The 12,460-nt window shown below is 65.7% G+C and carries 12 protein-coding genes; 3 read left to right on the top strand and 9 right to left on the bottom strand.

Going from position 1 to position 12,460, the window contains the following annotated elements:
* From AC27VN_RS18050 to AC27VN_RS18030, 5 genes are all read right to left on the bottom strand, one after another.
* Positions 1-579, bottom strand: a 579-nt coding sequence (locus AC27VN_RS18050) for an NAD(P)-binding domain-containing protein (protein ID WP_490877402.1), incomplete at its 3' end; no start/stop codon positions are given.
* On the bottom strand, positions 579-1,937 hold the full coding sequence (locus tag AC27VN_RS18045) for an MmgE/PrpD family protein (RefSeq protein WP_490877401.1): 1,359 nt from the start codon (positions 1,935-1,937) through the stop codon (positions 579-581). The genes AC27VN_RS18050 and AC27VN_RS18045, both read right to left, overlap by 1 nt.
* 9 nt (positions 1,938-1,946) lie before the next feature.
* On the bottom strand, positions 1,947-2,885 hold the full coding sequence (locus AC27VN_RS18040; RefSeq protein ID WP_490877400.1) for an NAD(P)-dependent oxidoreductase: 939 nt from the start codon (positions 2,883-2,885) through the stop codon (positions 1,947-1,949).
* A gap of 197 nt (positions 2,886-3,082) precedes the next feature.
* On the bottom strand, positions 3,083-4,087 hold the full coding sequence (locus AC27VN_RS18035; RefSeq protein WP_296783896.1) for a helix-turn-helix domain-containing protein: 1,005 nt from the start codon (positions 4,085-4,087) through the stop codon (positions 3,083-3,085).
* A 91-nt stretch (positions 4,088-4,178) separates the two neighbouring features.
* Positions 4,179-5,678, bottom strand: a complete 1,500-nt coding sequence (locus tag AC27VN_RS18030) for a GGDEF domain-containing protein (RefSeq protein WP_490877399.1) — start codon at positions 5,676-5,678, stop codon at positions 4,179-4,181.
* Between the two features lie 36 nt (positions 5,679-5,714).
* On the opposite strand from AC27VN_RS18030, the gene AC27VN_RS18025 reads away from it, so the two are divergent.
* Complete coding sequence (locus AC27VN_RS18025) at positions 5,715-5,888, top strand: hypothetical protein (RefSeq protein ID WP_490877398.1); 174 nt, start codon at positions 5,715-5,717, stop codon at positions 5,886-5,888.
* A 404-nt stretch (positions 5,889-6,292) separates the two neighbouring features.
* Here the strand turns inward: AC27VN_RS18025 and AC27VN_RS18020 are convergent, their stop codons facing one another.
* Together AC27VN_RS18020 and AC27VN_RS18015 are read right to left on the bottom strand one after the other, a co-directional pair.
* A complete protein-coding gene (locus AC27VN_RS18020) occupies positions 6,293-6,955 on the bottom strand; it encodes a Crp/Fnr family transcriptional regulator (RefSeq protein ID WP_490877397.1) in 663 nt (220 codons plus the stop codon).
* Positions 6,956-6,987: 32 nt separating this feature from the next.
* Positions 6,988-7,278, bottom strand: coding sequence for a hypothetical protein (locus tag AC27VN_RS18015; protein WP_490877396.1), 291 nt, complete (start codon positions 7,276-7,278; stop codon positions 6,988-6,990).
* A 557-nt stretch (positions 7,279-7,835) separates the two neighbouring features.
* On the opposite strand from AC27VN_RS18015, the gene AC27VN_RS18010 reads away from it, so the two are divergent.
* Positions 7,836-9,116 (top strand): hypothetical protein, encoded by a 1,281-nt coding sequence (locus tag AC27VN_RS18010; protein ID WP_490877395.1) that lies wholly within the window; start codon positions 7,836-7,838, stop codon positions 9,114-9,116.
* Between the two features lie 77 nt (positions 9,117-9,193).
* Here AC27VN_RS18010 and AC27VN_RS18005 read toward each other — a convergent pair whose 3' ends face one another.
* Complete coding sequence (locus tag AC27VN_RS18005) at positions 9,194-9,736, bottom strand: hypothetical protein (RefSeq protein WP_490877394.1); 543 nt, start codon at positions 9,734-9,736, stop codon at positions 9,194-9,196.
* A gap of 277 nt (positions 9,737-10,013) precedes the next feature.
* On the opposite strand from AC27VN_RS18005, the gene AC27VN_RS18000 reads away from it, so the two are divergent.
* Positions 10,014-11,174 (top strand): acyl-CoA dehydrogenase family protein, encoded by a 1,161-nt coding sequence (locus AC27VN_RS18000; RefSeq protein ID WP_490877393.1) that lies wholly within the window; start codon positions 10,014-10,016, stop codon positions 11,172-11,174.
* A 33-nt stretch (positions 11,175-11,207) separates the two neighbouring features.
* Here AC27VN_RS18000 and AC27VN_RS17995 read toward each other — a convergent pair whose 3' ends face one another.
* Positions 11,208-12,203, bottom strand: coding sequence for an NADPH:quinone oxidoreductase family protein (locus AC27VN_RS17995; RefSeq protein WP_490877392.1), 996 nt, complete (start codon positions 12,201-12,203; stop codon positions 11,208-11,210).
* Between the last annotated feature and the right edge of the window lie 257 nt (positions 12,204-12,460).

Genomic DNA, 12,460 nt, shown 5'->3' with positions numbered 1-12,460 from the left:
CGCCAGCACGTCGGCATGCACGTGGGCCTCGACCAGGCGCAGCGCCTGGCCGCATCCCAGTGCGCCACCGGCAACGAGCTCGAGGCCCAGCGTGCGCAGCACGGGCAGTGCGACGTCGAGCGCGGAGTCGTCGTCGCAGCCATGAACGATGGCGGCGGCAGCGCTGTCTTGCGCGTCGCCGCACAGGGGCGCGTCGATCAGCACGATGCCGCGCTGTGCGAGTCGTGCGCCGAGACTGCGGGTGAGCGTTGGATCGGCAGCGCCGAGGTCGACCACGATCGCGCCCGGGTGCAGGCCCTGCGAGACGGACGCGATCCGTTCTCGTACCGCGAAGCCCGGCGGCGCGAAGAGCAACAGGCCGGACGCCGACAGCCCGGCCAGATCGTTCGCCGCGCGGCACTGGAACTCCTGCGCGAAGGCGCGGGCCCGCGCGGCGTCGTCGTCGTGCACCACCAGCACATGGCCGGCGCGGGCAAGGCTGGACGCCAGCGCCCATCCCACGCCGTCGAGACCGTCGAAACCGACCGCCGCGCCCGTGGCGCTGGCCGGCGTGCCGGAGCCGATCACGCCCGCGTCCATCAGGCGACCAGCAGCGGAATCAGGCTGCGTACGTCGGCGACTTCGGGCAAGGCGCGCAGCGCCTGCAGGTAGGGTTCGATGCGCTCCGCCGCAATGGGTCGCGGGGCATAGGCCAGGCAGTCGTCGAAGCGCGCGCGGTGCTGCGTCTCGTCGAGGTCGGCGCCCGGAAAGCCCGGCGCGATGTCGAGCGAGCGCCGCAGGCTGCGGCCATCGACGGCGTGCACAGTGAGGTCGACCGCGGTATGGCCGCGCGCATCGAGCGCGGCATCGGGCACGACCGTGATGCGGTCGATCAGCGTGCGCAGCGCGGGATCGAGCACCTGCTCCGGCGCGAAGTGCGCGAGCTTCGACGCGCGGCGCGCGAAGGCATTGGCGACGCAGTAGGCGGCGCTGAACTGGCCGTCGACGCGCGGGTTGGTGCCCGGATCGAAGGGCTTGCCGACCAGCCGGAAGGCGTAGGGCGGCAAGCGCACTTCGGCCGCGCGCAAGTCCTCGGCCGAGACGCCGTCCTCGAGGAGCGACAGCGCCAGCTCGGTCACGCCCTGCGTGACGCCGCAGCTCGGGTATTTCTTGAAGACCATGCGGTGCAGGCGCCAGGTCGTGCCCAGTCCTTCGCCGACGGCGTCGAGGTCCAGCGTGCCGCGGCCATAGAGGTGGCCGTAGCCGTAGTGGCCCGAGAGGAAATTGACCGGCCCCGTGACACCGCGGCGCGCCAGCTCGGCACACTGCACGCCGGCCTGCGCGACCCAGCCCTGCACCACGCGCACGCCCAGCGAGCCATCGACATGACTCTGGAAGCTGCCGCCGCAGCGGTTGAATGCCAGCGCCAGTGCGTGCAGGGTCTGCTCGCTCGTGAGGCCGAGGATGCGCGAGGCGGCCGCGGCGGCCGAGAACACGACCGCGATGCCGGTGGGATCGAAGCCGTCGTACTGGGCTTCGCTGAGGTTGAGCCGCGAACTCAGCTCGGCACCGGCCGCCAGCGCGGCCAGGAACTCCGAGCCGCTGCAGCCACCGGCCAGCTCCGCAGCCGCGAAGGCCGCCGGCAGCAGGGCCGAGCCGATGTGCGGGCCGGGCGCCATCGCGTCGCAGTAGTCGAGCGCACGGCACATCGTGGCGTTGAACTGGGCCGCGGCATTCGCGGGCAGGCGATCGCCGTAGACCAGCGCGGTCGCCTGCGGCGTACCGCCGGACTCGGCCAGCACCGCGCGCAGGGCCTCGATGCCGTCCTCGGCCGCGCCCGCGATACCGGTGCCGGTCACCGCCATGACCATCCAGCGCAGGATGCGGCGCGCGTCCTCGGGCACCTCGTCGGCGCGCAAGGTGACAACGAACTCGGCGAGTCGGCGTTCCAGCTTCATCGCTCCACCTCAGGCCTGGCGCGGCGTGGCACCGGGCTCGATCGCCGTGCCGGACTGCTGCTCGACCCAGCGGCCCAGCTCGCTCACGCTGGCACCCGGCCCCGCGAAGCGCGAAGCCGCCATCCACAGCTGCTGACCCAGCGCCGAGATCGGTGCCGAGGTCTCGGTCTCGCGCGCCAGCGCGTTGGCGATGCCGATGTCCTTGAGCATCAGCTCGAGCTTGAAGGGATCGTCGAAAGTGCGGCTCAGGATCCGCTGCTCGATGTGGGTCTTGCTGATCCACGACATGCCGGTGGAGACGTTGAGCACGCGCACCATCTCGGCCGGGTCGAGGCCGTAGCGCTTGCCCATCGTCAAGCCCTCGCAGGTGGCACTGAAGGTCATGGCCGTGATCAGGTTGTTGATGCACTTCATGGCATGGCCGCAGCCCACCTCGCCCAGATGAAACACCGAGGTCCCCATGCGGTCGAGCAAGGGCCGCACGCGCTCGAGGTCCTCGGTCGCGCCGCCGGCCATGAAGACCAGCGCGGCCTCCTGTGCCCCCCATTGCGCGCCCGACACCGGGGCGTCGACCATGGCGATGCCGGCCGCGGCCAGTTGCTTCGCGGTCTGCTGGGTCAGCCAGGGTTGCGAGGACGAGGTATCGAGCAACAGCGTGCCGGGCCGCCAGCCGGCCAGCAGGCCGTTCTCGCCGAGCGCCACCGCCTGCACGACTTCTCCGTTGGGCAACATCGTGATCACGATGTCGCTGCGGGCCGCAACCTCCTTGGGCGTCATCACCGCGACCGCCTCGCCGCCGAGCGTGCGTGCCAGTTCCCGCGCGGCTTCCAGGTTCGCATCGTTGAGCGTCAGCCGATGGCCGGCATGCGCCAGGTGCGTCGCCATCGGCGACCCCATCACGCCCAGGCCGATGAAGCCCACATTCAAACTCTCGCCAGCTGTTTCCATAAAGTCCTCGAGATCAGCTTCGCGGAGTCGGATGCTGGCGATGCGCCAGTCATGCCCGAGCTCCGTCGATGATGGATCGAGGTTATGAAAAGGAAGCCGAACGGGCTTGCACCTTGATGCGGCGCCTTGGCTGACCGTGCACAAGCGCCCGGGTATTTACCCTGAGGCCGGCGAGCGCCGGCCGAAGTGAACGCGCGTCAGTGGCCGGCGATCTGCTGGTTGCGCCAGCGGCTCGGGCTTTGGCCGAACTTCTCGCTGAACACGCGCGAGAAATGCGCCGCGTCCGAGAAGCCGAGTTCGAAGGCGACCTGCGTGATGGTCGTGCGCTCGGACTGCTCGACCAGCCGCTGCGCCGCCACGGCCAGGCGCCGGTTCATGATGTAGCTGCTGGGCGTCTGGCCCAGTGCGTTGAAGGCCGCGTAGAGGCTGCGGCGCGACATGCCGCATTCGCGTGCCACCAGTTCGGGGCTCAGTTCGGGTTCGGTGAGCCGGCTCTCGATGAAGGCCTGCACCTTCTGCAGCCGCTGCGAGATGGCCCCGTCCTGCTTCGGCGAACTGCCGTGGATCTGCGCCACCGCGGTGCCGATCAACGCACTGATCGAGTCCTGCATCACGATGGCGCCCTGTTGTTCGAGCTCGACGAAGCCGGACAACATGCCTGAAAGGGCCGAGCGTGCGATCTCGGCGGTTCCGCGTGTCGGCAGCACCTTCCCGGTGACGAACTCGATGCCCGGGTTCCAGCGTCCCATCTCGGAGACGGGCACCAGCAGCACCATGAAGCGCGATCCGTTCGAGGTTTCGACCGAGTAGGGGCGAGAGGTGTCGTAGATCGTCCATTGGCCGGGATCGATCGTCACCGAATGGCCGTTGTGTTCGATCAGGTTGCGGCCCTGGATCTGCCAGATCACCTTGAAGTAGCGGTCCTGGTCCTCCGACGCCAGGGCGCGCGTGCGCATGACGCGGTGCGCGCTGCTGTGGATGTCCGCCACCACGCAGCGGTGGAAGCGCGCGATGCAGGCCTGCCCCGAGAAGTGCTCGGAAGGCTGGAGATTCTGGGCCTGCAGCGTGAGGATCTTCGACGACATCGTCTCGCCCCAGCGGCTGAAGACGTTGGTGCTCAGCGGCTCGGGTTCGAAGGCGCGCTCGGTGGGCACGGTCCGCATCAAGGCAAGCGAATCCGGCACGGTCTGAGGCAGGGTCATTCGGGGCTCCAATTACCTCGTACCGCGTGGCTGCCGAGGTGTGTCTGTCGTCTCTTCGGCAAAAAGCTTAACAGGGCTGCCCTCGAGTCACTCAACCCATCGCCTTGTCGCGCCCACTTTCCTTGGCCTTGTAGAGCGAGCGATCCGCTGCTTCGATGAGTTGCAGCTTCCAATTGGCGGAGCTCATGCCATTCAATGTGGCCGCGCCGGCACTGGCGGTGACGCGCCCATGCGGGCTGGCGCTGTGCGGGATGTTCAGGGAGCGTATGCGATCGAGCAATGCGTTGGCCAGCTCGCATGCCCCTTTCAGTTCGGTATGGGGCAAGATGATCGCAAGCTCTTCGCCCCCATATCGAGCGACCAGATCGCCCGGGCGGTGAACGTTGTAGGCCAATGTGTCGGAGACGATCTTCAGGCATTGATCCCCGGCCACGTGGCCATAGGTGTCGTTGAAGCGTTTGAAATAGTCGAGATCGAAAAGCAGCAACGACAAGGGCGTGTTCTCGCGTTCTGCCCGTCGCGCTTCGAGCTCCAGCGCCTGCTCGAAAACCCGACGGTTGGCCAGGCCGGTGAGCGAATCCTGTGACGCCAGGACCTCCAGGCGGCGATTGGCCTGCAATAGTTCTTCCCGCGCTGCTACCAGTGAGGATTCCGCGCTGACGCGACCGTTGATGTTGACGATCAGCCGCAAGCCCGCTGTCGTCACGGCGGCCAGCAATGCGCCCACGACGCACAATGTCAGCAACGACTGGTGTCGCCAGGCAGAGAGCATCTCATCCCTGCCGAGGGCCACGGTCGTCACGATCGGATAGTGGTCGCCCTTTCGAAAGGCGTAGAGCCGATGGGTCCCGTCCAACTGGGAGCGAAAAGACGCAGTCCCCCTGTTGGCAATCTCGCTGTAGTAACGCCGAAAGTTAGGCGATCCGGACAGGTTGCGGCCCATGTCTTCGACCCGCGAAGGGTAACGCAGCAGCAATTGTCCATCGGTTGTGCTGAGACTGATGGCGCCGCTTTTTCCAATATCGATGGCGCCGAATGGTTGCAGGAAGTCGCCAATATCCAGCGTTGCAACAACGACGCCGGCGAAGTTTCCGTCGCTGTCCTGCAGGCGACGACTGACGGTGAGCTCCCATTCGCTGCCCGGGCGACTGCGAGCCGCCGAGCTGATGAAGATGTCATGGGTGGCGTTGTCTCGATGGTGAACGAAGTAGGCGTTCTTGCTGCTGTCGGTCGATCTCGGATCTTCTGAATGGGTCGGCATCAGGCGATGGCCTCGAGCGTCGACGATGAAGACACTGTCGAGTTGATCGAGCAGTCCTTCCCGGCGGCTGACGAGCGACTGCATGCGCTGCAGATTTTTAGGGGCGCGACCTTCGGCCTCCAGGTTCTCGACCACACTCAACAACATGGCGCTTTGAGAAAAGATGCCTTCGGCGTAAGTGCTCAATGCCTGTGCCAGATTGAGGCTGTTGGTATTGATCTCATTCAGGGTGCGCTGGCGCGTCGCCCAGATTTGCCAAATGGTGGCGCACGACACTGAAACTACGACGGTCAATAGCAGAAACTTGGCCAGGCGAAGATCGCGCTTCATTTTTTTTAATTGCTGAACTTCCTCAGAGGGCCGGTCATGCCTGAGCTGGAAGCGCTCATCGCCTGCTCAAGTCTCGCAGCTGAAGTGCAATGTGCTGAGAAATACAGCTGCGATCATGGCCGCTGCTCGCTCATCGGCGACGATGCTCTTCAAGCACATGGGAGGCTCGTCTTCATGGCGAAGATCGCGCAGTTCCAGCGAATAGCGTAGAACGAGGTCTCTGTCCGTTCTGAAAGATCGCCCCTTCTTCAGCAGCCAGGAGTCGACCTCCTCCCTGGTCGCGAGGCGGAATAGAGCACTCGCCGGATGAGAGGAGCGACGGAATTCGCTCAGTTGAAAGGGGAGGCTGAACCGACAAAGTACCGTGCCATGACCTGCAGAGGCCTGCGGCTCGCCATCGTCCCGACGCCCATCTGTCAATTCGGGTGGCGGGTCTTGCTCTCCAGGGCTGCTCATACGGTACGAAAGTCAGCTGGTTCTGCTTGTGCGAGCAAAGAAGCAATGTGTAGAAGAACGTACTATAGATAAGGACCCGCTCCGAAATCGGTTCTTCTCCTTTTTCGTATCGAGGATGTGTTGTGTGGCACAAAGGCGCATCAATAATGTGATCGGTATCACAGCTTGGGTGGCCCGATCTCTTCGCGCAGCGAAGATGGTGTTCCAGCTTTCGAAGCCATCTGCAGATGAACGGCATTCCGATCTTTACGCAACAAGCCTCGAACCTGCAGATCGCGCATGGCTCTGTTGACGACTTCGCGTGAAAGTGCCGTGTACGACGCGATGACTCCTTGTGAGATGCGCTTGTCATAGCCACCATTTCTACCAGGCGCCAAAAGCGTGAGTTCATGCATGGCACAGGCGATTCGAGCCTCCGATGTATTCGAAGAAATTTGCTGCAAATGCTTTCTGAGGTTTGCAACGCGCTCGCTGGTGAGTCTGAGAAGCTCCAACGCGACTTGGGGATACTCCCTGCAGATCGTCCAGATGTCGTCCGCCGGGACGAAGTAGACGGAAGTCGGCAGAGCGGCCACGAGAACGTATGTCGGTTCGGTTGCTTCGAGATGGAGGTACAGATCACCTTCGCGAACGAAGTCTGTCGTGACGTCTTCGTCTACGACCACCCGAAGCAGGCCTGAGGCAACCAGACATACTTTCTTGATTCGCTCATCTGTCGCACATACCTTCTCATTGCGCCGATAGGTCTTCAACTCACTGCGGCTTACGAGGTACTCGCGCTCGGTGGTGGGAAGGTGTTTGAACAGGCTGTGTAGATACATGGGTGCAAGCGGGATCGAGCTGAGTCACAGGTTCATCGGCCCGACTTGGGCTTCAGGGCTGGATGACAGATACGGAGGAATGGCGCGGCCGTAGGAATTGCGCGCGAATTGCCGATCCTTTTTTTATCTTTCTTCGAAGGACGCTTGCGCGATGCCGGGTCGTCGAGCATTGGCGCGATGGCTCGCGAACCGGGCCCGGTCGGCGTCGTGTAGCGCGCTGCCCGAATGGCAAGCGCGTTGTGCATTTCGGGCGAATGTGCCGAGGTGAAGGCCGTCAGGAAGAGATCGACGACGCCCTTGATGTCGGGTGCGAAGAAGTCCAACCAGTGACGATCGTGCCGACCTTGGGCGCCGCATCGGGCCCCGGCGGAAGCGAAGCCGACTGGGCCAAGGCCGTGCCGCCTGCGAGCAAGAAGGCGGCGGCGATGAAGAGGGTGCGGACTGCCATGGGATGCTCTTTGCGGGGTGGATGTTCCAGGGACATCTCACGCAACGTGCCAACGCCGAGATCTTTTGAGATCAATGACTTACGGGAACTTCCGCGCCGGCATGCGGATGATTCGGGGACAGCGTGCGTCCGCTTTCCGGACACCTCCATTGCGCGACGCGGGAAGTGCACGGTCAGCGGGCTGATGTTGGCCAGCTGCTGATTGCACGGGATGTGCAACCTTTGAAGCTTCGAGCTTCTGTCTTGAATCGCCGGTACTTCGCCCAAGTCATTGCAACACAGGTATCGATAGCCTGAGTGCCACCTGACGGTTCGCGACTGAAAAGAAAAGAACCGCGTTGAAGAGAAATTCTCTTCAACGCTGTCAGCGCCAATTTCTCGGTGCCCGTTAGGTTCTTCCCGTGCCGCGATGCACGCTAATCGAGAAGAACAATGAGCAATACATCTTCATTCTCCATTGTCAAAATTTCGGCAATGACCTTGGCCCTCCTGGCCGCGGGCTGTGTCGTGCAGCCACCGCTCGTGTCTCATGCCACGGTCCAGCCCGTGCCTGTCGCATCCGTTGCTCCGCGTGTCGTCAGCGTGTATGTCGATCCGCCGCTGTATCAGCCGCCGCCGATCGCCGTGGCATGGGCGCCGCCGCCCATGTTGGTGGAGAGACCGCCGGCACCTCCCTTCGCGGGGGCGGTCTGGACTGGCGGCTATTGGACATGGCAGGGCAACTGGGTATGGGCCGCGGGACGTTGGGCCACGCCGCCCGAACCAGGCTATAGCTGGGTGCAGCCGTACTACGAGCATCGCGATGGCATGGTGGTCTTCATCACCGGCCATTGGTCGGCACCGGGCGTCGCGTTCATTCCGCCGCCGCCAGGTCTTGGCTTGGTGGTTTCAGTTGCGGCAGCAGGCGTGGTGGCCGGGCTCGCACCCATCGGGCCGCAAGGCGTATTCGTTCCCGCACCGCCCGGCTCGCGCCTCGGCTTGATCGTGCCGGCACCCGTGGGAACTCCACCCGCGGTGGTCGTCAGCGCGCCGCCCGTGACCAACGTCGGCATGCGCGTGCAGAACACGACCATCTACAACGTGACGAACACCACGACGAACGTCACGAATGTCACGAACATCAACAACACGCGCACGGTCACGGTGGTGGCACCCGCCAGCGCCACGGCCAGCGGCCGCTCCTTTGAAGCTGCCGTTCCGGCAAGTGCCCATCTGGCCGCCGCGCTGCCTTCCGTGGTGCATGCGATGGCCCCGGTCCCGGACAGCGCGAAGCCGGTCGCGGCGCTTGTGCCTGGGCATCCGCCCGTCACCTCCCGGGCTGTCGAGCCTGCGCGGCAGACGGTCGCAGTGCCGCCGCAGATCCAGGTGGCACCCGCTGAAGGGCATCCCCGGGTCGCGCCACCCCCTGTTGCGGCCAAGGTGGTCGAGCCCGCCGTGCCGGCCGCAGCCTCCGCTCGGCTGACGCCTGAAGCGCCGCGAAGGGCGGAACCTGTGGCAAGCGCACAGCAGCGCCCGCCATCCGTTGCCCCCGCATCGATGGAGAGAGAACGCCAGGTCGATGCACCACGCCGATCGGAAGCGCAACAGGCCTTGCGCATGCATGAGCCGATGCCGAAAGAGCACCCGGCACCTCCTGTGCACGTCCAGGCAGGGCACCCACCGGCTTCGCCTCAGCATGTCGAACAGCCGAAGAAGGAAGAGCACCGGGAGTAGGGCAGCGCTGCCGCGCTCGGCCGCACGGCCAGGCAAGTCGATGCCCGACAGGACGACTGTCGGGCCGTGGCGCAAGCTCAAAGCACTTCGCCGTTCACGCTGTGCGCTTCGATCACCCATCCGCTGACCGTGACGAGCGGATGCGCCGCGCCTTCCGCCTGGACCTGATCTCCGGGCTTCAGTTGCAGGCGCTCCATGCCTTGCGGACGGAGGTGAACGAAGTCGCCGCTGTCCAGAACGACGCCATTGGCGGCGCCATGCTTCGCGAAGTTCAGGCGCACGACCTTTCCATGCACCTGCGTTTCTCGTGCAGCCGAGTGGGTCGCGCGACCGTCGATGGCGGCCAGTCGCTCGAAGTGGTAGACCACGTGTTCGCCATCGCCCTTCGGTGAAGGTCTGGCTTCGCGGCCTTCGACGACCAGTGCCTGGTCGCGACGAAGGCTCAGCAACTGGGCGACGCTGGCGGCGTCGTCGGGATCGATCGCGAACTGCGTGACGATGCCTTCGGTTTCGATCAACAGCCCTTCGATGCCGCCTTTGGGGCTGTAGATCAGGTGCTGGAAGCGGCCCTCGACGGACCAGATGTCGTCGTGCTCGGCGGGCTGATGGTGATGTGGCATGGGGAGGTCCTCGGAAGCTTGTGGGGGGTGGATGTCCCCAGGACATCTCACGCAACGTGCCAGCACCGCGATCCTTTGAAATCAACGACTTGCGATCGCCGCCGCGGCGGCATCCGGATGATCCGGGGACAACGGGCGTCCGCTTTCCGGACACTGCGTCACGGCAGCGATGTCATGCAGTTTGAACGACGGTGCCATGGAGGCCACGCGCCCGCGCCGATCCAATCGATTGCGTTGACATGCCATCGGGCGCATGTCCAAACACAAGAGGCACACCATGGATTTCGAACTCAACCCCGCGCAACGCGATCTTCAGCAGCGCGCGCGCAGCTTCATCGGGACGGAAGTCCTGCCGCACTACCGTGAATGGCCGGTCGCCAACTGCGACTACAGCCCCGAGCTCAACGCCCACCTGAAGGGCAAGCTGGCCGAGTACGGCCTGGCCAAGCTGATCGTGCCCAAGGAATTCGGCGGCCAGGGCCTGGGGCCGATGGAGGACGTGATCGTGCTCGCCGAGTTCTCGAAGTCGCCGCGCCGCATGCCCGGCGGGCCGTTCGCGCCCTGGCCGGTGCTCTACCAGGCGCCCGAGAAGATCCGCGAGAAGTACCTCTATCCGGTGCTCGAGGGCAAGACCGGCTGGTCGATGTGCTTCACCGAACCCGAGGCCGGCTCGGACCTCGCGGGGATCCGCACGACGGCGGTGCGAAAGAGTGACCACTGGGTGCTCAACGGCACGAAGATGTGGCGCACCGGCCATCACTTTGCGTCGTACACGGCGGTCGCGGCGGTCACCGACCCGAGCAAGGGGCCGAAGGGCATCAGCGTGTTCCTGGTCGACAACGACACGCCGGGCTTCACGAAGTCGCGCGACATCCCGGTGATCGCGCGGCAATGGGGCACGGAGCAGGAGGTGCGGCTCGAGAACGTGATCGTGCCGGCCGAGAACCTGCTGGGCGCGGAGGGCGAGGGCTTCTCCATCGCCCAGCACCAGTTCAACCGCTTCCGCCTGCGCCTGGGCGGCACCGCGCTCGGGATGGCCGAGCGCAGCCAGGAACTGGCGGTCGAATACGCGCGCGAGCGCAAGGTGTTCGGCAAGGCGCTCGGCGACAACCAGGCGATCCAGTGGATGCTGACCGACAACCAGTACGACATCGAATCGATCCGCCTCAACACCTACTACGCGGCCTGGATGGTGGCGCGCGGCGGCTACTCGGCCTCGCGGATGCAGGCGGCCATGGTGAAAGCCTATTGCGTGGATGCGGGGCTGCGCGTGATCGACCGCTCGATGCAGGTGCTGGGCGGCCGCGGCCTCGCGATCGAGGACTATCCCTTCTTCGACTTCCACAACCTGCTGCGCATGTGCAAGCAGATGGAAGGCTCGACCGAGATCATGAAGATCGTGATGGCGCGCGAGATCCTGTCGGGCGAACTGAACTGAAGAAGAAAGCGGCGGCCCCGGCGGCCGCCGCCTTCACGCGACCACGACGATCTTGCCGAGCGCGCCGCGCGCATCGAGCCGCGCGATGGCCGCGGGCGCGTCGGCCAGCGCGAAGGTCTCGGTCACTTCCGGTTGCAGCAGGCCCTCGCGCCACATCGCGAGCAGCGAGTGCACGTTGCGGTCGTTGAGCTTCGGGTCTTCCTGCACGAAGCTGCGCCAGTCCACGCCGACGATGTGGCGGCTCTTGAGCAGCGCCAGGTTGAGCGGCACGCTCGGGATGCCGGCGGTGAAGCCCACCACCAGGTGGCGGCCGCCGCGGCGCAGGCTGCGCAAGGCGGGTTCGGTGTAGCCGCCGCCGACCGGATCGAACACCACGTCGCAGCCGTCGCCGCCCACCGCCTCCTTGATGCGGCGCGCGAGCGCCTGCTGCGCCTCCCTGCCTTCGACCTGTTGTTCGTAGACGAGGCCGCCCGCCGCACCGCGCGCCATCGCGAAGGCCAGCTTGGAGGGCGAGGACACGGCAGCCACCACGCGGGCCCCCAGTGCATGCGCGACCTCGACCGCGGCCGACCCCACGCCGCCCGCGGCGCCCAGCACCAGCACCGTCTGCTTCGCTTGCAACTGGGCGGCGTCGCACAGCGCGTGGTAGGCGGTGGCATAGGCGAACATGAAGGCGGCCGCCTGCGTGCGCGGCGTGTCGGCCGGCACGCGCACGCAGCGCTGCTCGGCCACGGCGATGCGATCGGCCATGGCGCCCCAGCCGCAGCGGCCGATGACGAGGTCACCCTCGCGCAGGCCCGACACGCCCCGGCCCGCCTGCTCCACGACGCCGCAGAACTCGCTGCCGGGAACGAAGGGCCGCTCGGGCCTGACCTGGTAGAGGTCGCGGATCAGCAGGCCGTCGGGATAGTTGACGCCCACCGCGGCGATCTTCACGAGCACCTCGCCGTCGGCGGGCACCGGATCCGGCAGCTCCTGCCACACCAGCGTCTCCGGTCCCCCGGGGCGATGACTCACCCATGCTTTCATGTTCGGCTCCTTTGGTTGGCGCCATGATGAAAGGCCCGTCCGGCCCACGCCATGACCGCCGCGCGCAACCCGCATGGCGCGGCGCGCAGGGGTCATGGGGAACGAGCGCGGCGGTCATCGCGGCGGCGCAAGCCCGGCGGCACCATGCAGCGATGAACGACACGTCGAAGAACGCGCCCCCATCGCCCGCCGGCCCGCTGCGCGGCCTGCGGGTCGTCGAGTTCGCGGGCCTGGGGCCGGTCTCCTTCACCGCGATG

Source organism: Variovorax sp. 20P10.2.4 (assembly GCF_058244205.1).
The sequence above is the reverse complement of the archived record's forward strand: the minus strand, read 5'-3'. Positions and strand labels throughout refer to the sequence as shown.